The organism is Streptomyces sp. ISL-10 (genome assembly GCF_018614575.1).
GTDB lineage: Bacteria > Actinomycetota > Actinomycetes > Streptomycetales > Streptomycetaceae > Streptomyces.
Genome location: NZ_JAGGOJ010000018.1, coordinates 130816 through 150432 on the forward strand (window position 1 = coordinate 130816; position 19617 = coordinate 150432).

Sequence of the window (19617 nt, forward strand, 5' to 3'; positions counted from 1 at the left end):
GGAGGGCACCCATGACCCGCAAGATCGTTCATCTGGCCGTGTACGACACCCAAGCCGACTGGGAGACGGGCCACGCCACCGCCCACCTCGCGCAGAACGGCTTCACCGTGCGGGCGGTCGGCCTCACCACCGAGCCCGTCACCACCATGGGCGGCCTCCGCATCCAGCCCGATCTGGCGCTGGACGCACTGGACCCTGCCGACAGCGCACTGCTGATCCTCCCGGGCGCCTCCCTGTGGGACACCGGCGACAAGCTGGCGCCGTTCGCCCGGGCGGCGCGGGCGTTCCTCGACGCGGGCGTCCCGGTCGCGGCCATCTGCGGTGCGACGGCCGGCCTCGCCCGTGAGGGCCTGCTCGACGACCGCGCGCACACCAGCGCCGTCTCCTTCTACCTGGAGGCCACCGGTTACCGGGGCGGCGAGCGGTACGTGGAGGCGGACGCCGTCACCGACCGCGATCTGATCACCGCGGGCCCGACCGAGCCGGTCGCCTTCGCCCGCGAGATCTTCGCCCGGCTGGGGGTGTACGAGGGCGAGCAGCTGGACGCCTGGTACCGGCTGTTCCACGACTCGGACCCGACGGCGTACGAGATCCTTTCGGCATGAGCACGCACATATCCGAGAACCACCCGCAGGAACTGCTGACCCGTACCGCGCTGGGCGTCTTCCGGCTGAACGGCCAGTTCATCACCGTCTCCGACGCCCTGGCCCGGGAGGCCGGGCTGACGGCGGCCCGCTGGCAGGTGCTCGGCGCGGTGCTCCGCGAGCCGCAGTCCGTGGCCCAGATCGCCCGCACGATGGGCATCACCCGGCAGAGCGTGCAGCGCGTCGCCGATCTGCTGGCCGGGCAAGGGCTCGCGGAGTACGGGCCCAACCCGGCACACCGGCGCGCCAAACTGCTGCATGTGACGGAGGCGGGGCGCGAGGCGATCCGGAAGATCGACCCGGGTCACGCCATGCTCGCCCGCCAACTGCTCGGACAGCTCGGGGCGGAGGAGTTCGCGGAGACCGTGCGGGTGCTGGAGCGGCTGTCGAGGGCGATGGACGCCATCGAGCACGATGCGCGGGGGACCACGAGCGCCTGAACCGCGGGCGGGGGCGGCCGAACGGCACGGGACCGGCCCGCCGCACGGGGAGCCTCGCCCTCGCGGCCCCGCGGACCCCGATGCGCGGCACTATCCTCTGTCCGTCGAACAATCGGACATGGGGGAGGGCCACGCGCCATGGAGCAGCTGGCACCGGGGGATCCACGGCACATCGGCGACTACCGGCTGCTGGCCCGGCTCGGCGCGGGCGGCATGGGCCAGGTGTACCTGGCCCGCTCCGACCGAGGGCGGACCGTGGCCGTGAAGCTCGTACGGCGGGAGCTGGCCGAGCAGGAGCAGTTCCGCAACCGCTTCCGCCTGGAAGTGCGCGCCGCCCTGCGCGTCGGCGGCCGGTGGACCGCGCCGGTTCTGGACGCCGACACCGAGGCGCCCGTGCCCTGGGTCGCGACGGGGTACATCGCCGGTCCCGCCCTGCACACCGTCGTCTCCGGCGACCACGGCCCGCTGCCCGAACGCAGCGTCCGCCTCCTCGCCTCCGGCCTCGCCCGAGCGCTCACCAGCATCCACGAGGCCGACCTGGTCCACCGCGACCTGAAGCCGTCGAACATCCTGGTCACGATCGACGGCCCGCGCGTGATCGACTTCGGCATAGCCCGCGCGCTGGAGACGGTCACCGACAGCGGGCTCACCCGCACCGGCGTGCTCGTCGGCTCGCCCGGCTTCATGTCCCCCGAGCAGATCCGCGGCGACCGGGTCACGCCCGCCGGCGACATCTTCTGCCTCGGGTCCGTCCTCGCCTACGCGGCGACCGGGCGGCTGCCCTTCGGCACGGGCGACAGCGGCGTGCACGCGCAGATGTTCCGCATCGCGCAGGAGGAACCGTCGCTGGACGGCGTCCCCGAGGGTCTGCGCGACCTGGTGCGGGACTGCCTCCACAAGGATCCGGCCGCCCGGCCGACACCGGCGCAGATCCTGGAACGCACGGCGCAGGAAGCGGACGGGGAGCCGTGGCTTCCGGGCGCGCTGGTCGCCCAACTGGGACGTCATGCCGTGGATTTGCTGGAGTACGAGCAGCCGCCGGCCGATGCCCCGGCACCGGCCACCCCCACGCAGCCGCTCGCACAGGCGCCCGCACAGCCGCCCACGATGACGGCCCCGCAGACGCCTCCCCCGCCGGCTCCGCAGCCGCCTCGGCCCGGTCCGGTGGGACACCCGGCCGGCCCGCCGTACGGCTATCCGCACCCGGCCCCCGCGCCCTATGCACCCGCCGGGTACGCACCCGCCGCCTACACGCCGGCCGCGGCCCCGACACCGCCTCCCGCACCGGAGCCGCGCCCGTCACGCGGCAGCACCCTCGCCCTGATCGCCGTCGCCCTGGTGGTGGCGGTCGCCGCGGGCGGCGCGGTGTACACGTTCATGTCCCAGCACAAGGACGGCGACATGGCGGCGGGCCACGGTACAAGTCCCGCCTCCTCCGCGTCCCGCTCCACGGGGCCGTCCGACGACGCCAAGGGGCCGTCCGCGTCGCCCTCCTCATCGCCCTCGTCGTCGCCGTCCTCCGCCACGGGCGGGGTCCCACAGGAGTACGTCGGCAGCTGGCGCGCGTCGTTCGACACCGCCGACGGCACCCATGCCCGTGTCATGACGATTACTCAGGGTGCCGTGGGCGAACAGGTCATGACCCTGTCCGGCACGGGCCCGAACTACGACTGCCGCTGGTCCGCCACGCTGCGGGCACCGGGCCCGCCCCTCGAACTCGGCCCGACGACGGTCACGTTCGGCGACCGCGTGTCCTGCTCGCCGGGACAGTGGAGCCGCCTCGACATGCCGGACGACTCCACCATCGTCCGCGAGCGAGGCGGCTCGGGCGGCGAGCCGCTCACGTACACGAAGACGGGGTGAGCGGGACCGGGCCGAGGATCAGCCCCAGCTCGCGGAGTGGAAGCTGCGGAACTCCCTGCGCTCCTGCGCCGACACGATCCAGCGGGCACCCACCAGGACGAGAAGGCTCACGGCGATGACTCCCACTCCCAGGGCCGGGTTGTCGAAGTCCACGATGCTCGTGACCGCCCTGGAGCCGAACGCTCCGTCGGACGTATCGCTCGCGCCGGGCACCGACGTACCGGAGGCACCGGTACCCGCGGCCTGGCCGCCGGAGCCGCCCGTGTCGTCACCGGAACCCGGCGGCGGGGGCGGCCCGCCCGTCAGGTCGACGCCCAGGGTCTCCATGGCCGTGGTCACCGGCTGGAAGTACGTGGTGCCGCCGGTCGTGCAGTCCCCGTCGCCGCCCGATGTCACGCCGAGCGCCAGCCCCTCGGAGAACAGCGGGCCCCCGCTGTCGCCGGGCTCCGCGCACACCGTCGTCTCGATCAGACCGGTGACCGTGCCCTCGGGGTAGTTCACCGTCGCGTTCACCGCGGTGACCTCACCGGCACGGAAACCCGTCGTACTGCCGCTGCGGAAAACCCTTTGCCCCACGACCGGTTCGGCGGCGCCGACGATCCGTACGGCCCGCCCGCCGCCGATCGACGCGACGTTGGTGCGGTCGAGGGTGTCGACGCTCTCGTAGCGGACCAGGGAGTAGTCCTTGCCCGGGAAGGCTGCGTCGGTGGTGGTGCCGACGAGTTCGGCGTTCTGCCTGTCCTGGAACCACGGGGTGCCCTCGGGCCCGCAGTGCCCCGCCGTCAGGATGTAGGTGTCCCGGCCGTCCGTGACGTTGAAGCCCGCGGAACAGCGACGCCCCTCGCCGAAGATCGGGGACGCGCCGCCGACCCTGGTGGTGAAAACGCCCCGGCTGCGTTCCATACGGACATGACCGCCGATCCGCTCGGCGAGGCCCGACATCCGTGACCAGTCGGCGGCGGAGACGGTGCTGTCGGCCCGCACGGTGACCTCGTTGGACGCGTAGTCGACCGCCCACGCCGTACCGGCGACGCGGGGCGCGGCGCGCAGGGACTCGACGGCCGAACGGAGCCGGTCCATGCTGTGGCGCACGATCCGGGCGTCCGCGCCGGACGCCCGTACCTCCGCGGCCGCCTCCGCGTCGGTCACCGCGACGACCCTCCGCCCGTCCTCGGTCGTCCAGCTGCCCGCGGTACGGGACGTGCCGAGTCCGGAGACGGTGTCCGCGACCGGATCCTTGGACACCCGCCCGGCCTCTGGTTCGCCTGCTACAGCTTCCGTGACCAGTAACCCGCCGCAGAGCAGTCCGCCCACGGCGGCCAGCCTCACCAGCCGCCGCAGGTTCAGTCGTGCGTGCCTCATACGCGGCCCCAAGGTCGTACCGTTCCGGTGTCACCCGCTCTATACGGGCCCACGCGGCCGGCCGTTCACCCGGCGATCTCCGGAAGGCCCGGCGACCCGCAGGGCGGCCGCGACCATGCCACCGGCGCCCGCGCGCTGTGGAAGGATCGCCGCGTGGACGCCCTGACCCCCGACGACCCCACCCGGATCGGCCCCTTCCGCCTCATCGGCAGGCTCGGCACCGGTGGCATGGGCCGCGTGTATCTCGCCCGCTCCGAGGGCGGCCGCACGGTCGCCGTGAAGGTGGTGCACGCCCAGCTCGCCGAACAGGACGAGTTCCGGCGGCGGTTCGCGCGCGAGGTGGCCGCGCTGGAGCGGGTCGGGGGTGCGGGGACGGCACCCGTGATCGACTCCGACACCGCGGCCGACGCGCCCTGGGTGGCCCTCACCTATGTGCCCGGCCCCTCCCTGCGCGCCGTCGTGGCCGAGGAGTACGGACCGCTGCCGACCGCCACCGTGCGGGCGCTGGCCGTCAGGCTCGCCGACGCGCTCACGCACGTCCACGCGGCCGGACTGGTGCACCGGGACCTCAAGCCGTCCAACATCCTGCTCACCGTGGACGGTCCGTGCGTCATCGACTTCGGCATCGCGCGGGCCGTGGACACCGTCACCGACGGCGGGCTGACCAGCACGGGCGCGGTCGTCGGATCGCCCGGCTTCATGTCGCCCGAGCAGGTGCGGGGCGAGAAGCTGACGCCCGCGTCGGACGTCTTCTGCCTGGGCGCGGTGCTGGCGTACGCGGCGACCGGGGTGGCCCCCTTCGGCTCGGCGGACAGCGGTGCGCACGCGACGATGTTCCGCATCGCGCACGACGAGCCGGACCTCACCGGCCTGCCGCCCGAGCTCGAACCGCTCGTCCGGGCCTGCCTGGACAAGGACCCGCACCGCCGCCCGCCCGCGTCCGCGCTCGCCGCGGCCGAACAGGGGCCCACCGGTGCCTGGCTGCCCGCCGATGTCCTGGCCCGCCTCGGCAGGAGCGCGGCCCGGGTCCTGGACGCGGACACCCCGGTGCCGGGCGCCGGCGATCCGACACCCGCATCCGACCCGGCGCCGTCGCGCCGCCCGCGCAGGGCGAAGGTGCTCGCGGCCGCTGCGGCGGTGGCGCTGCTCGCGGCCGGGGGCGTGAGCGCGGCGGCGTTCTGGCCGGAGAAGGAACCTGCGGGCACCGGCAAACGCCCCGCGTCGGGAGCGGGCACGGCCGGGAACGTGCCGCAGTCCTTCGTCGGCGCCTGGGAGGGCGTGCTCGACGGCACGGCGGACGCCCCCTACTCCACGGGCCGCATCCAGATCACTCAGGGCCGTACCGGCGAGAAGACCGCCGTGTACGTCACCGTCACCGGCGAACGGCTGTGCATGGGCCGGTCCGTGCTGGTCTCGGCGGACGCCGACCGGATCGTCCTCGGCGAGAGCGACGTGACGTTGAGCGTCCCGGAGAAGCAGTGCACCCCGGCCGCGCACCAGACGCTCACCGTCCGCTCGCCCGATGTCCTCCAGTGGACGTCGGGCGCGGCGACGGCAACGTTCCGGAAGGCGGGCTCCGGCCCCGATGCGGTGCCCGCGAAGTTCCTCGGCACCTGGACCGAGGACGAGTCGGGGGCCGAATGGGGGCCGGGCCAGGCCGAGTTGTTCGAGCGCCGGGTGACGGTCACCCAGGGCCCCGTCGGCTCCGCCGTCGTCCGCTACGAGTCCCTGTCCCCGAGAACGGACGAGACGACGGGCGAGCCCACGGGCGGCACCGTCAACTGCGCGTCCACGGCCGTCCTCGCCGGCGTCGGCACCCTGGTGGTCGTCGGCCCGCCCACGCCGGACGAGCAGGCGTCGGACCCCGAATGCACACCGGACACGTCCTCCCAGAACCTGCGGACGGACCGCTTCGAGGGCAAGGAGCGGCTGCTGGTGTACGGGATGAGCGCGGACGGCGAGCCGGGCGTGTACCTCCGGAACTAGGGCCCTCATTTCGACCTCGCCGCGCTCAGCCGAAGAGCGTGATCGCCGCGCTGCGCAGCAGGACCGGGTGGACGAACCGGTCGGCGGCGACGGGCGGGCAGCGCCACAGCACCGGCCAGGTGCGCCCGGCCAGTGCGGGGACCGGCACATAACTGTCGTAGCCGCGGGCTGAGTTGTAGCACAGCGCGCCGCGCGGCCACGAGCGGCGGACGGTGCTGCCCGCCGGGAGCAGGAAGTACGCGCACCAGCGGCCGCTCACGTCCACGACGACCGGGCCGGGCTCTCCGCCCGTCATGTGGTCCATCAGCTCGACGAGACGGCGGCCCGTGTCGCCGATGACCCGTACGGCGTCGAATTGGACGCCGGCCTTGCGGAGATGGAATCCGGAAACGGGAATCCAGTCGAGGTTTACCTCGCGACTTTGTGTATCCACCGGACCAGTCTGGCGAGCGCGCATTAGCGTTTTCCATACCCGGCGACATGCCGTCACACAGTGGTTGACCTGCGACGACGGCAGTGAGGCCGGGTGGAATTCGGCGGGGACGAATGGTGACCGGTTGAGTCCGGTCGAGTCGGGAGGTGATCGAAAATGGCGCGTGCGGAGAACAAGGAGTCGGCAGGTCCGACGACGCGGCTCGTGGCCGATATGGCGCGCAGGTTGCGGGCCAGGAAGGGCTGGACGCAGGAGCAGTTAGGCGACCGGATCGGTTTCACGGCGTCGGCGGTGAGCGCGATGGAGACCTGCGCGCAGCCCGCGAGCGACGAGATGCTGGTGCAGCTGGAGGCGGCGCTCGGGGACGGGCTCGGGCTCTTCGAGCAGGCGCGGGAGTACGTGCGGCTGGACAAGTACCCGGCGCAGTTCAAGAACTACGCGCTGCTGGAGCAGAAGTCGCTGGGACTCCATCTCTACGCGACGCTCGTGGTGCACGGCCTGTTCCAGACGGAGGAGTACGCGCGGGCGCTGATCGGCGGCGGCTATCCGCCGCTGCCGGAGCACCGGGTGGAGGAGCTGGTGGAGGCGAGGCTGGCGCGCCGGGCGCTGTTCGAGCGGGAGCCGGTGGCACTGATCGAGCTGATCCTCGAGGAGTCGGTGCTGCGGCGGACGATCGGCGGAGAGGAGGTGATGCACGGCCAGATGCGGTATCTGGCGGAGTGCGGGAGGAGGCGTAATGTGACGCTGCAAGTGCTGCCGCAGGACTGCGGGCTGAGCGGCGAGCACGCGGGGGCGTACGGCGAGATGAACCTGGTGGAGACCCCGGAGCACGATCACCTGGTCTATCTGGAGATCCATGACGAGAGCCTGCTGATCAAGGCCCCGGCAAAGGTGAGCACGTACGCCCAGCGCTATGCGAAGATCCGGGCACAGGCCCTGGGTCCTCGTGAATCGCTGGACCTCATCGAGCGGTTGGCAGGAGATCGGCAATGAGCAGCACTCTGCGGTGGTTCAAGTCCAGCTACAGCAACCCCAGTGGCGGCGACTGCATCGAGGTCGCCTTCGACTGGCGCAAGTCCAGCTACAGCAGCGACAGCGGCGGCGAGTGCATCGAGGTCGCCGCCTGCCCCCACACCGTCCACGTCCGCGACTCCAAGGTCCCCGAGGGCCCGGTCTTCGCCGTGGCCCCCGAGGCCTGGTCCGCGTTCGTGGGCCACGCCGCCCGGGCGTAGCCGACTCGGGAGTCAGTTCTCGGCCGGGAACACCCTGGTCACCTTGCCGTTGAGATCGGCGGCCAGGTGACCGCCGCCGTAATCGTCGGCGAAGTGGACCGCCAGGCCGAGCGGGGTGTCGAAGGTTTCGTTCGCATTGTCGACCAGGATGTAACGCAGGGTCGGTTTCTTCACGTTCAGGTCCTTCTCCGCCCTCTTCAGCAGGGCGGGGACGACGTCCCAGTCGATGTCGTCCATGCTGAACGGGAGATCGCCGCCCGACAGCGTGTTGCTGATGATTCCCTTCTCCACTCCCTGGCCCGGGCGGTAGGTGTAGCTGTCGTACTTGGTGTCGCTGCCCTTGACCATGACGTCCAGGGACACGTACTCGTCGTAGACGGTGAAGCTCCCCACGCGGTCCGTGCCCGTCGCGGCCTTGATCTCCTTGACCGCCGTCCGGATGCCGTCCGGTGTCAGCAGATCGTTCTTCGCGGCGGCCTGCGGCGGTGTGGGCGTAGGCGTCGGAGTGGGTGCGGGCGTCCGCGATCCGGTGGAACTCCCCGGTGGGTTCGACGCCGTGTCGCCGCCCTTCTCGCCGTCGTTCGGCAGCAGGGACCAGACCAGTACGCCGGCCAGCACGGTCCCGACGACGGACGACGCGATCGCGACTCGGCGCTTCGCGCGTCCGCCGGACGGGGGCGGAGTCTGCCGCGTCGGGCCCGCCGGGTAGGGCGTCGGCTGGGCCTGACCCGGCACGCCGATGTGCGGAGTCGAAGGCCCGAAACCGGCCGGCGGTCCGAAGACCATCGGCGGTCCGAAGCCCGGCGGTCCGGAGGCGGCGGGTGCGGACGGCGCGGTCGCCGGGCCAGGCGGGGGCCCCAGCCGGTACGACGTGGGCTCGCCGGTCCCGCCCGGAGTGCTCTGTCCGCCCTCCGCCGCAGCCGCGAGCATCCGGTCGACGGTCTCCGGGTCCGGCCGCGCGGCCGGGTTCTTGACGAGTACGGCGGCCAGGACCCCGGTCAGCGACCCCGCCCGGCGGGGCGGCGGAAGCTCCTCGCTGAGGACGGCGGCCAGGGTCGCCAGCGTCGTCCCTCTGCGCAGCGGGTTGTTCCCCTCGACGGCGACGTACAGCATCATCGCCAGCGACCACAGATCGGAGCCGGGCCCGCCGTCGTCGCCGGAGATACGCTCGGGCGCCATGTAGTCGGGCGTGCCGATGATGGACCCGGTCGCGGTCAGGACGGTCGACTCCCTGATCGCGGCGATGCCGAAGTCGGTGAGCACCGGGCGGCCGTCGGGCCGGAGCAGCACGTTCGCGGGCTTGACGTCCCGGTGCTGGATGCCGACGTCGTGGGCTGCCCGCAGCGCGGCCAGCACCTCGCGCCCGAGCCGGGCGGCCTCGGCGGGCGCCATCGGCCCCTTGTCCAGCCGGTCCTGGAACGATCCGCCGGTCACCAGTTCCATGACGATCCACGGGTAGGTGAGCCCGCCGCCGTCCACCACGTGGTGAATGGTCACCACATTGGGATGGTCGACCCTGGCGAGCGCCCGCGCCTCCCGCAGCACCCGGGCCCGCAGCATCGCCGCCGCCTCCGGGTCGTACTCCGCGAGCCCCGGATCGGACGGCCGCACCTCCTTGAGCGCCACGGCCCGGTCCAGCACCAGATCGCGCGCCCGCCACACCATGCCCATACCGCCGCCGCCGAGCCGGGCCTCCAGCTCGAAGCGTCCGTCGATGACCCGTCTGTCGGATTCCCCGTCGTTCATGGCCGGGAGCCTACGAGACGCCGGTGACACGGCGCCGATCAGGTGGCTCCAACGCCTCGGGACCCGCGCGCCCTACCCTGACGCGCGTGGTCGCACCAAGGAACTCGCGGCGCTGAACGCCGACGACACACCACTGTGCCTCGCTCGGCGACGACACGATCGACGCGGTGCTCCGGCCGTGACACGTGCCTGGCAGAAGCCCAGGGCTGACGACAGGGCCCCGCGTGAGACGGGGCGCCCCTGTCCTGCGGCGGCGAGCACGGTGCCCCGGGGTGGACGCGACCATGACCGTCGAGTCGGCAACCGCCCCTCGTACAGCGCGAGATGTGCAGGTACTCACGTGTGACTGAGTATCCGGACGGACGCAGGGGTCGTGGCCTGCACGTAGGGTCGTGAGCCGGCGTGAGCGTGCGTCTCGCACGCCAGTTGGTGTCACGCAGGTGAACGGGGGATCCACGCATGGCGTGGGACGAGTGGGAGCAGATCAAAGCCGATGTGGGCAATCGGCAGTCCGAGGCGATGCAGATCAACCACGTCCCGGTGGAACCAGGTCCCTCAGTCAGCGCCGTGACCGGCGGCCTCGCGTCCAGCAAGAAGGCGTGGCTCACGGCCGGCGACGGCGTCGGCTCCCTGCGCAAGAGCATCGGCGACGCGCTGACCAAGCTGGAGACGGGTCAAGCCGGGCTCGGCGCACAGTCGGGGTGCCAGAGCGCGGCGGCGCAGAAGGAGCTGTACGAGTCCTGGAAGCGGTACGGCAAGGACGTCAGCAAGCGGTGTGGATCCCTCCAGAAGATCCTCGAGCAGGTGGGTCACGACCTGCTGATGACCGATGAGGCGGTCAAGACCGAAGTCGACAAGCTGAAGGCGCAGTACGCGGACACGGACGCCGTCGGCGGCCAGGCGAAGGACCGGTGACGACGGGCGTGGACTACAGCACCCTCAAGGCCCTCATGCCCTCGGAGTTCGAGGAAGCCGCCGACGGATACCGCTCCAAGAGCGAGATGGCCCAGACGGCCAAGGATCACATCGAGAACACCGTCGCCACAGGAATGCGCAAGGTGCTGCGGGGTCAGGCGGCAGAGACGACACAGAAGCAACTCCGGGCTCTGGCAGAGAACTTCCTCTACATCCAGACCGAGTGCGGTGTGATCAGTACGGCCCTCAACGGATTCGCCTTCGACATGGCGGCCGCCAAGCGGAAGCTGGACGCGGCGATCGAGGACGCGCGGGCGGACGGCTGCACGGTGAACCCGGACGGCTCGGTCACGTATCCAGCGGGCAAGAAGCCCGGCGACGAGAAGATCACTGATGGCGGCACGGTGGCCGGGAGTGCCGGAGGTAGCCAGACGTCCGATGCCCTGGAGCGCCAGGCAGCGAACATCCACCCGAACCCGAACTACGGCAAGGCGATGGCGTACGCGAACCGAATCGCCGATGCGCTGAAGGAAGCAACGGACGCGGATGCGAAGTGGGCGCCGAAAATACGGGCCCTCAAGGCCGACGACGACCTGACCGTGTCCGCCCGGGACTGGACGGACGTCACGTCGGACACGAGCGGCGTACGCAAGGCGGCCGACCCTTACCTGGACACGATCAAGGGGCCGCCCAAGAGCGACTGGCCGCAGGACAACGCCCGGTGGTGGAACGGCCTTTCCGAGGAGGAGCGCGCCGCCTACGTCTTTATGAACCCCGCGAGCGTCGGAGCGCTCGACGGCCTTCCCGCCGACGTGCGTGACGACGCGAACCGTACCGTGCTCGCGGAAGAGCGCGGCGCCCAGCAGGCGAAGGTGGACGCCTGGCTCAAGAAGGAGCCCGAGCACTACAAGCCCTACATCAGCCCGATCACGGGCCGCGAGGTGAAGGGCGCGATGGTCCCGACCGAGGAGTGGAAGGAGTGGAACGAGAAGAAGGAGCAACTCGAGAACGGCCTCAAGGGCATGGACGCGATCCAGAGCCGTTTCGACACCTACACCAGTGAGAACAAGCGCCCTTATCTGCTCGGCTTCGACGACAACAATCTGGGGCACGCCATCGTTTCCATCGGAAATCCGGACACCGCCGACAACGTGGTGACGTACGTGCCCGGGACGTTCGCCAAGCTGGAGTCGATAGACGGAGACATCCGCAGGGCGGAGCTTCTCCAGGACCAGGCAGAGCGCACCGATCCCAGCCGTTCGACGGCGTCGATCGTGTGGCTCGGTTACGACGCCCCGCAAAGCATCATGACCGATGCGACGGAGACCAAGTGGGCCGACGAGGCACAGGAGCCACTGAGCAACTTCGTGCACGGCATCCAGGAGGCCAACGGCGGCGAAGTGAAGCAGACACTCCTGGGGCACAGCTATGGGTCCCTGGTGGCCGGCCAGACTCTGCGGGACAACCTGGACCTGCCGGTCGACAACGCGATCATGGTGGGCAGTCCGGGCGTGGGCGTGGATCACGCGAAGGACCTGAACATCCCGGCGGACCATGTCTGGGCGGCCACCGCCAAGAACGACCTCATCAACCTCGCCCCGCCTCCGGCAGGCCCTCTGGCACCCCTCAACCCAGAGGCGTACATGGAGCTTTTCGACGACCACTCGATCGTCCACGGAACCGACCCGGTCTCCGACGAGTTCGGCGGCAGGGTCTTCGACGTCCCCGACGGGAAGCTGCCTGGCGCGGGCTGGGAGATGATGCCCGCGCACTCCCAGTACTGGGAGGAAAAGCCCCTCAGGAGCCTGGCGAATATCGTTACCGGAGGACAGCCGTGAATCTACGCAAAGTAATCCCGGCTGCCGCACTGCTGGCCATGACGATCGTGGTGACCGGGTGCGGGTCGCAGGAGGACGGACAGGAAGACGGCGGAGAAACACCGAAGCAGGTCACGATGAATGAGCAGCAGGCGATCGACCGGGCAGAGGAGATCATCCACCAGGCGGTGGACGGCATGTCTCCCAAGCCGACCCTGGAACCTACGGGTCTTGAGGCCGTCGGCCCCTGCATCGCCAGGGACGACCACGGGCCTGACGACCGACTACAGGTCACCGTCGCCTACAAGCTGACCGGTGTTCCGGGGTCCGAGGCCAAGAAGCTCGTGCGCCAGGCGCGAGACGCCTGGCTGAAGCAGGGCTACACGTACAACTCGTCGGGCGAGGACGACTGGTCCGGCCCCTTTCCGTCGGTCTACATGCGTACGGAGCCCGACGACTTCTGGATGGACGCCATGACCGGCGTCGTGGATCGCGCCAAGGGCGAGGGCCTCGCATCCCTCGGCGTGACGTCGCCCTGTTTCCTCCCGCCGGGCCAGTCCACGGCATCGACCACCGCAGACCCCGCCGCGCTGGAGACCCCACAGGCCGACGATCCCGCCGGACGCCGCGCCCTCGCCCACTCCAGCCGGATCTACGACGCTTTGCGGGTCAGCTCGGCTCCCCCACAGCCCGGAGAAGGCCTCAGCACCATCCGGGACACGTCCGGCACCTCGGTCCATCACACATGGTCGACCGAGCCTCTGCCGGAAGCCGAGACGGTACGGGCCCTGGCGCGGGCTCAGGCCTACTTCCAGAGCGCGGGCTGGAGCGTGCGCCACGTACCGACGGGGGCGGGCACCCCCGCCGTGTTCGCCCGCAACCCCGAAGAAGGCACGATCGCACAGGTCGCACCCTCGACCACCGGCACGGTGCGCATCGCGGTCACGACACCTGGCTCCGGTCCCGCGCACACGGACGCCTGACGACGCCGCCTCGGGGGGAGGCGTACTCCTTCAGAGGCGCTGAGGGACGAAGGGACCGGCCGGCGCAGGGCCGGACATGGCGCGGGGGCGGGAACGGCTGTGGCCGGTGAGCAGAGCACCCACCGGCCACACGCCCGTCCTACAGGAAGGAGTTGATCTCGATCGTCTCGGTCCGGCCCGGGCCGACGCCGATAGCGGAGATCGGCGCGCCCGACATCTCCTCCAGCGCCTTCACGTAGTCCTGCGCGTTCTTCGGCAGGTCGTCGAAGGTCTTCGCCTTGGTGATGTCCTCCGACCAGCCCGGCAGCATCTCGTACACCGGCTTCGCGTGGTGGAAGTCCGTCTGCGAGTACGGCAGCTCCTCGACGCGCTTGCCGTCGATCTCGTACGCCACGCAGACCGGGATCTGCTCCCAGCCGGTCAGCACGTCCAGCTTGGTGAGGAAGAAGTCCGTGAGGCCGTTGACCCGGGTCGCGTAGCGCGCGATGACCGCGTCGAACCAGCCGCAGCGGCGGTCGCGACCGGTGGTGACGCCCCGCTCGCCGCCGATGCGGCGCAGCGCCTCGCCGTCCTCGTCGAACAGCTCGGTCGGGAACGGGCCGGCGCCGACGCGGGTCGTGTACGCCTTGAGGATGCCGATGACCCGGCTGATCTTCGTCGGTCCCACGCCCGCGCCGGTGCAGGCGCCGCCCGCGGTCGGGTTGGAGGAGGTGACGAAGGGGTACGTGCCGTGGTCGACGTCCAGCAGCGTGCCCTGGCCGCCCTCGAAGAGGACGACCTTGCCCTCGTCGATGGCGTCGTTCAGGATCAGCGTGGTGTCGGCGACGTACGGCTTGATCTGCTCCGCGTACTGGAGCATCTCCTCGACGATCCTGGCCGGCTCGATCGCGCGCCGGTTGAAGACCTTGGCGAGCAGCTGGTTCTTGGACTCCAGCGCCGCCTCCACCTTCTGGGTCAGGATCGACTCGTCGTAGAGGTCCTGGACGCGGATGCCGGTGCGGTTGATCTTGTCGGCGTACGTCGGGCCGATGCCGCGGCCGGTCGTGCCGATCTTGCGCTTACCAAGGAACCGTTCCGTCACCTTGTCGATGGTGACGTTGTACGGAGTGATCAGGTGGGCGTTTCCGCTGATCAGCAGCTTGCTCGTGTCGACGCCGCGGTCGTTCAGCCCGCTCAGCTCGGAGAGCAGAACCGCAGGGTCCACGACGACGCCGTTGCCGATGACCGGAGTACATCCGGGCGAGAGGATTCCGGAAGGGAGGAGATGCAGCGCATACTTCTGGTCGCCGACGACCACCGTGTGGCCGGCGTTGTTGCCACCCTGGTAACGCACCACGTAGTCCACGGATCCACCGAGGAGGTCGGTGGCCTTTCCCTTGCCCTCGTCACCCCACTGAGCACCGAGCAGCACAAGTGCGGGCACAGGCGTACACCCCTTCCGGGTGGGGCAAGACCAAGGTCAGGGGGCCGAAGCCGTGCCTGAGTATTCGGACCGGTTGCCCCGGAATAGACGAAGCCCCTGGCGCAATAGCGCAAGGGGCTCTTGCACAAAGATGCTACCCGAGGAAGGACCGAGGTGTCGGATCACGACCAGCTGCTGGTGGTCATCGACCCGGTCGCCCGCCGAATGGACGGCGAGTCCGTACGTATCGCGAAAGATGTGCTGTGCGGGGGCTCGGAGGCGAAAATCTGTCTGCCCGACGGGCCGGAGGAATTTGCCAGGGCCCTCGCGCGGCGGGGCCAGCGGCGGCCGGTCGTGGTCGGCGACGACCGCGCGCTGCTGCGCGCCGTCGGCCTGCTGCACCGCGACCGCTGGCTCGGGGACGGCGCGCTCGCGCTGGTCCCCGTGGGCGCCGCGGTGCAGCTGGCGCACTCGCTCGGCGTGCCCGCCGGGCCGGTCGCGGCGGCGCGGGCGGTGCTCGACGGCGTGGCGCGCCGGCTGGATCTGCTGGTCGACGAGTCCGACGGCGTGGTGCTGGGCGGCCTGTCGATCCCGGCGGTACGGGCGGCGGCTCGGGCCGAGGCGTCCGTGTGGAACGCCTGCCGTTCGCTGGTCCGCACCCTGGTGCGCCCCGCTCCGCCGTCACCGGCGGCGCGGCGCGTGCACCGGCTGCGAGTGGAGGCGGACGGGGTCCTGCTGACGGACCTGGACCGCCCGGTCGAGGGCGTGAGCGTCCGGGCGGACCGCGACGGTCGCGCGGAGATCCTCGTCCGGCATCCCGCCATCCCGGAGCCGGTCCGCACCAGCGCTTTGACGGTGACGGTGTCGGGCCCCGACTTCCGCTACCGCGCGGACACCCATGTGACGGGCCCGGTCCGCACCCGCACCTGGACGGTGCGGCCGGGGGCCTGGGGGCTGACGCTACCGGTGACCGCAGGGGCGGAGAGCTGGACGGAGAGCCGTCAGGACGGGCCGTAGAGCCGCCGTCGCTGCCCTCGGGGACTCCGTCCCGAACCGCCGCGCCTCAAGCGCCGGCGGGCTGGTTTTCGGCCCCCTCCCCTGGCTTCGCCGGTGCCTGCGCCCGCCAGGCCGCAGGGGTGAGGCTCGCGGACTCTGACCCGCCCCGAACGGTCCCTCTCGGGAGCTCTGCCACCGAACGCCTCAAACGCCCGCGAGGCCGGGCTCCCCGGGACGGGCGCCCTAGGCATTTCCCGCTGGCTTCGCCAAGAGCCCCCCGCCCACGGCCGCCAGGCCGTCGACGGCGAGCCGCGCGGGGCTGTTATTCAGCCCGTCCGGCGTTTGAGGACACGGCCGAAGGCCGTACAGGGCCTTGGGGCCCAGCCCCGATTTCGGAGGGGGGCGGAGCCCGGCATCTCGAACGCCGACGGGGCTGGATTTCGCGGAGCGAAATCAGCCCGTCCGGCGATTGAGGACCGGCCGGAGCCCGGCGGAGACCGGTACAGGGGCCGGGGCGGAGACCGGTACGGGGCCAGGGCGGAGACCGGTACGGGGCCAGGGCGGAGACCGGTACGGGGCCGGGGCGGAGACCCAGGGGGCTCACAGCTCCACACGCAGCTCCCGCAGGCCGCGGATCACGAACCCCGGCTTCCACTCCGGCTCCGCGACGAGCCTCATCCGCGGTGCCTCCCGCAGCAGTTCGCCGAACGACGCCGCCAGTTCGATCCGCGCGAGCGGGGCGCCCAGGCAGTAGTGGATGCCCGCTCCGAAGCTCACGTGCGGGTTGTCGGTGCGCGCGAGGTCCAGGTCGTCCGGGCGGGCGAAGCGCGCGCCGTCACGGTTCGCCGAGCCGAACAGCAGCGCCAGTTCGGAGCCGCGCGGGACCACCGTCCCGTCGATCTCGATGTCGTCGAGCACCCAGCGCTCGAACAGCTGCAGCGGGGTGTCGTACCGCATCAGTTCTTCCAAAGCTGTGGACAGAAGCGAGTGGTCGGCCCGCAGCTCCGCCAGCTGCTCGGGGTGGCGGAAGAGCGTCCACCAGCCGTTGGCCGTGGCGTTGACCGTCGCCTCGTGGCCCGCGTTCAGCAGCAGCACACACGTGGAGACCATCTCCTGCTCACTGAGCCGCTCACCCTCCTCGTGCGCCGCGATGAGCGCCGAGATCAGGTCCTCGCCCGGCGCCGCCCGCCGCTGGGCGATCAAGTCCCGCAGGTAGGCGCTGAATTCGAGCGAGGCCCGTACCGCCCGCGCCGCCGTCTCCTCGGACGGGTTCAGCTCGTACATCCCGCAGATGTCCGCCGACCACGGCCGCAGCAGGCCCCGGTCCGACGCGGGAATGCCGAGCATCTCCGCGATCACCGCGACCGGCAGCGGCTCGGCGACCTCCGCCAGGAGGTCTCCCCCGCCCGCGCGCCTGAGGTCCGCGACCAGGTCCGCCGCGAGCCGGCGCACCACGGGCTCGAGCGTCTGCACGGTCCTGGGTGTGAACGCCTTGGTCACCAGGCGCCTGATCCGGGTGTGGTCGGGGGCCTCCAGGTCGAGCAGCCCGTGGTCGCCCAGCGTGTGGAACGGCTCGTGCGCCGCGGGCGGCGGCGTCCGGCCGAATTCCTCGTGTGTGAAGCGGTGCAGATAGGTGCGTCCGAGCCGTCGGTCGCGCAGCAGCGCCGACACATCGGCGTGGTGCGGCACCAGGAACTGCCGCGTCGGCTCGAACCAGTGCACCCGGCCCCGCGCCCTCAGCTCGGCGAGGGCCGGATACGGATCGGCGGCGAAGGCGGGGGACCAGGGTGCGAACGGGACGTCCATGACGGGACGCTAACCCCGCCTACGACGGCGTGACCAGCCTCGCCTCGTACGCGAACACCGCCGCCTGCGTCCGGTCCCGCAGCCCCAGCTTCACCAGGACCCTGCTCACATGTGTCTTGATCGTGGACTCGGCGACGACCAGGTGGGAGGCGATCTCCGCGTTCGACAGGCCCTGTGCGATCAGCACCAGGACCTCCGTCTCCCGCTCGGTCAGCTCGCCGACCTGGGTCATCGCGGCCGGGCGCGGATTCTCGGCGAGCCGGGAGAACTCGGTGATCAGCCGCCGCGTGACCGTCGGCGCGAGCAGCGCCTCGCCCGCCGCGACCACCCGCACCCCGTCGGCGAGCTGCCGGGCGGAGGCGTCCTTCAGCAGGAAGCCGGACGCCCCGGCCCGCAGCGCCTGGTACACGTACTCGTCCAGGTCGAACGTCGTCAGCACCAGCACCTTCGCCCCGCTGTCGGCGGCGACGATCTCGCGGGTGGCGTCGATGCCGTTCAGCTCGGGCATGCGGATGTCCATCAGGACGACGTCGGGCGCCAGTTCGGCGACCCGGCGCACGGCCTCACGGCCGTTGACCGCCTCGCCGACGACCTCGATGTCGGGCATGGCGTTCAACAGGACCGAGAAGCCCTCGCGGACCATGGCCTGGTCGTCGACGATGAGCACGCGGATCGTCATGACATCTCCTGGGCGGGGGTGACGGCGACGGGGATGAAGGCGGTCACCTCGTACCCGCCCTCCTCGGTCGGCTCGGCGGTCATCTCGCCGTTCAGCATCGTCACACGCTCCCGCATGCCGGTGATGCCGTGCCCGGCGCCCGGGGAGGGCTTGGCCGGCCCCCGGGGCGCCGTGTTCACCACGCGCAGGCCCAGGCCGCCCAGCACATAGGAGATCTCGACCCGGGCGGTGGAGCCCGGGGCGTGCCGCAGCGCGTTGCTCAACGCCTCCTGGATGATCCGGTACGCGGACAGCTCCACGCCCTGGGGCAGCTCGCGCACCGCACCCGTGATCGTCTTCTCCGTCTCCAGGCCGGCGTCGCGGACGTTGGCGAGCAGGGTGCCGAGGTCGGTGAGCATCGGCTGCGGCGCGTCGGGGGCTTCGTAGTCCTCGGCCCGTACGACTCCGAGGATGCGGCGCAGCTCGGTCAGCGCGGCCACCGCGTTCTCACGGATCGTGGCGAACGCCCGCTCCAGCTCCTCCGGCGGGTTCTCCACCCGGTACGGCGCTGCCTCGGCCTGGATCGCGACGACGGACATGTGGTGCGCGACCACGTCGTGCAGTTCGCGCGCGATGGTGGTGCGCTCCTCCAGCAGTGTGCGCCGGTCGCGCTCGACGGCGGTCACCGTCTGCTGGGCGGCGACCTCCTCGTTCGCGTTGCGGCGGATGAGGAACATGCTGACGACCAGCAGGGCGACGGCGGAGGTGAACAGCATCGCCGGCGCGTTGGTGCCGTAGCCGCGGCCGATGAAGGCGTCGACGAAGACCGCGTACCCGGCGGTGACGAACCACATCCAGCCGGCTGTACGGGGCCGGGTCCGCGCGGCGACCACGACCATCACCGCCAGGTGGGAGAGGAACCCACCGGGTGACCACGGCGAGTCGCTCGAGGAACCGCTCAGCACGCTCACGAACGGTGTGCTGAGGATCGACACCCACCAGGCGCCGATCGGCCTGATCAGCGTCATGGCGACGGCGCCCGCCGGGACCAGGCCGAACAGCAGGCCACTGAAAAATTCTCCGCTGCCGGCCGCACCGGCGAGCATCAGCGCGCAGAAGGCGACGAAGAGCACCACGGCATGCGGCAGCCACACCGCGCCCCTGCGTATCCGCTCGCCCGGCAGCCGCCGGACCAGCGGCCCGTCGGCGCGCAGCGGCGGCAACGGCCGGTAGGCGAACGCGTCGTGGAAGAGGTCCTGGCGGAGGCCGCTGAGCGCCCCTTGGGCCAGGCGGTACTCGGGGCTTCGGGTCTTCTCGGTCACGTGAGAAAGGTA

The 19617-nt window shown here is 71.3% G+C and carries 17 protein-coding genes; 10 read left to right on the top strand and 7 right to left on the bottom strand.

Going from position 1 to position 19617, the window contains the following annotated elements; all coding sequences use genetic code 11:
* Positions 1-11 precede the first annotated feature (11 nt).
* The 3 genes from J7E88_RS22765 (at position 12) to J7E88_RS22775 (ending at position 2947) form a co-directional block, all read left to right on the top strand.
* A complete protein-coding gene (locus J7E88_RS22765; RefSeq protein ID WP_215183961.1) occupies positions 12-605 on the top strand; it encodes a DJ-1/PfpI family protein in 594 nt (197 codons plus the stop codon).
* Complete coding sequence (locus J7E88_RS22770) at positions 602-1084, top strand: MarR family winged helix-turn-helix transcriptional regulator (RefSeq protein ID WP_215183964.1); 483 nt, start codon at positions 602-604, stop codon at positions 1082-1084. Before J7E88_RS22765 ends, J7E88_RS22770 begins: the two co-directional genes overlap by 4 nt.
* Positions 1085-1222: 138 nt before the next feature.
* Positions 1223-2947, top strand: coding sequence for a serine/threonine-protein kinase (locus J7E88_RS22775; protein ID WP_215183966.1), 1725 nt, complete (start codon positions 1223-1225; stop codon positions 2945-2947).
* 18 nt (positions 2948-2965) lie between these two features.
* On the opposite strand, the gene J7E88_RS22780 is transcribed toward J7E88_RS22775, so the two are convergent.
* A complete protein-coding gene (locus tag J7E88_RS22780; RefSeq protein WP_215183968.1) occupies positions 2966-4309 on the bottom strand; it encodes a S1 family peptidase in 1344 nt (447 codons plus the stop codon).
* Positions 4310-4462: 153 nt separating this feature from the next.
* On the opposite strand from J7E88_RS22780, the gene J7E88_RS22785 reads away from it, so the two are divergent.
* Entirely contained in the window at positions 4463-6295 is a 1833-nt protein-coding gene (locus tag J7E88_RS22785; RefSeq protein WP_215183970.1) for a serine/threonine-protein kinase, read from the top strand.
* A gap of 25 nt (positions 6296-6320) precedes the next feature.
* Here the strand turns inward: J7E88_RS22785 and J7E88_RS22790 are convergent, their stop codons facing one another.
* On the bottom strand, positions 6321-6728 hold the full coding sequence (locus J7E88_RS22790; protein ID WP_308307573.1) for a hypothetical protein: 408 nt from the start codon (positions 6726-6728) through the stop codon (positions 6321-6323).
* Between the two features lie 156 nt (positions 6729-6884).
* Here J7E88_RS22790 and J7E88_RS22795 point away from each other — a divergent pair, with 156 nt between their 5' ends.
* Complete coding sequence (locus J7E88_RS22795) at positions 6885-7721, top strand: helix-turn-helix transcriptional regulator (RefSeq protein ID WP_215183974.1); 837 nt, start codon at positions 6885-6887, stop codon at positions 7719-7721.
* On the top strand, positions 7718-7960 hold the full coding sequence (locus tag J7E88_RS22800; RefSeq protein WP_215183976.1) for a DUF397 domain-containing protein: 243 nt from the start codon (positions 7718-7720) through the stop codon (positions 7958-7960). The genes J7E88_RS22795 and J7E88_RS22800 overlap by 4 nt, the downstream gene beginning before the upstream one ends.
* A gap of 12 nt (positions 7961-7972) precedes the next feature.
* On the opposite strand, the gene J7E88_RS22805 is transcribed toward J7E88_RS22800, so the two are convergent.
* Positions 7973-9706: a serine/threonine-protein kinase gene (locus J7E88_RS22805; protein ID WP_215183978.1), complete on the bottom strand. Its 1734-nt coding sequence runs from the start codon at positions 9704-9706 to the stop codon at positions 7973-7975.
* Between the two features lie 459 nt (positions 9707-10165).
* On the opposite strand from J7E88_RS22805, the gene J7E88_RS22810 reads away from it, so the two are divergent.
* From J7E88_RS22810 to J7E88_RS22820, 3 genes are read left to right on the top strand one after another with little or no spacing between them, the layout of a single operon-like run.
* On the top strand, positions 10166-10621 hold the full coding sequence (locus tag J7E88_RS22810) for a hypothetical protein (RefSeq protein WP_215183980.1): 456 nt from the start codon (positions 10166-10168) through the stop codon (positions 10619-10621).
* Positions 10618-12459 (top strand): alpha/beta hydrolase, encoded by a 1842-nt coding sequence (locus J7E88_RS22815; protein ID WP_308307574.1) that lies wholly within the window; start codon positions 10618-10620, stop codon positions 12457-12459. The genes J7E88_RS22810 and J7E88_RS22815 overlap by 4 nt, the downstream gene beginning before the upstream one ends.
* A complete protein-coding gene (locus J7E88_RS22820; RefSeq protein WP_215183982.1) occupies positions 12456-13421 on the top strand; it encodes a hypothetical protein in 966 nt (321 codons plus the stop codon). Before J7E88_RS22815 ends, J7E88_RS22820 begins: the two co-directional genes overlap by 4 nt.
* 139 nt (positions 13422-13560) lie before the next feature.
* On the opposite strand, the gene J7E88_RS22825 is transcribed toward J7E88_RS22820, so the two are convergent.
* Positions 13561-14844, bottom strand: coding sequence for an adenylosuccinate synthase (locus J7E88_RS22825; protein ID WP_215183983.1), 1284 nt, complete (start codon positions 14842-14844; stop codon positions 13561-13563).
* Positions 14845-14997: 153 nt separating this feature from the next.
* On the opposite strand from J7E88_RS22825, the gene J7E88_RS22830 reads away from it, so the two are divergent.
* Positions 14998-15840 carry a diacylglycerol kinase gene (locus J7E88_RS22830; protein ID WP_215183986.1) on the top strand — a complete coding sequence of 281 codons (843 nt, stop codon included), beginning with the start codon at positions 14998-15000 and terminating at the stop codon, positions 15838-15840.
* 579 nt (positions 15841-16419) lie between these two features.
* Here the strand turns inward: J7E88_RS22830 and J7E88_RS22835 are convergent.
* The 3 genes from J7E88_RS22835 to J7E88_RS22845 are packed head-to-tail and all read right to left on the bottom strand — an operon-like array spanning position 16420 to position 19605.
* A complete protein-coding gene (locus J7E88_RS22835) occupies positions 16420-17625 on the bottom strand; it encodes a cytochrome P450 (protein WP_215183988.1) in 1206 nt (401 codons plus the stop codon).
* 19 nt (positions 17626-17644) lie between these two features.
* Entirely contained in the window at positions 17645-18304 is a 660-nt protein-coding gene (locus J7E88_RS22840) for a response regulator transcription factor (RefSeq protein WP_215183990.1), read from the bottom strand.
* Positions 18301-19605 carry a histidine kinase gene (locus J7E88_RS22845; RefSeq protein WP_215183992.1) on the bottom strand — a complete coding sequence of 435 codons (1305 nt, stop codon included), beginning with the start codon at positions 19603-19605 and terminating at the stop codon, positions 18301-18303. The genes J7E88_RS22840 and J7E88_RS22845 overlap by 4 nt, the downstream gene beginning before the upstream one ends.
* Positions 19606-19617: the final 12 nt, after the last annotated feature.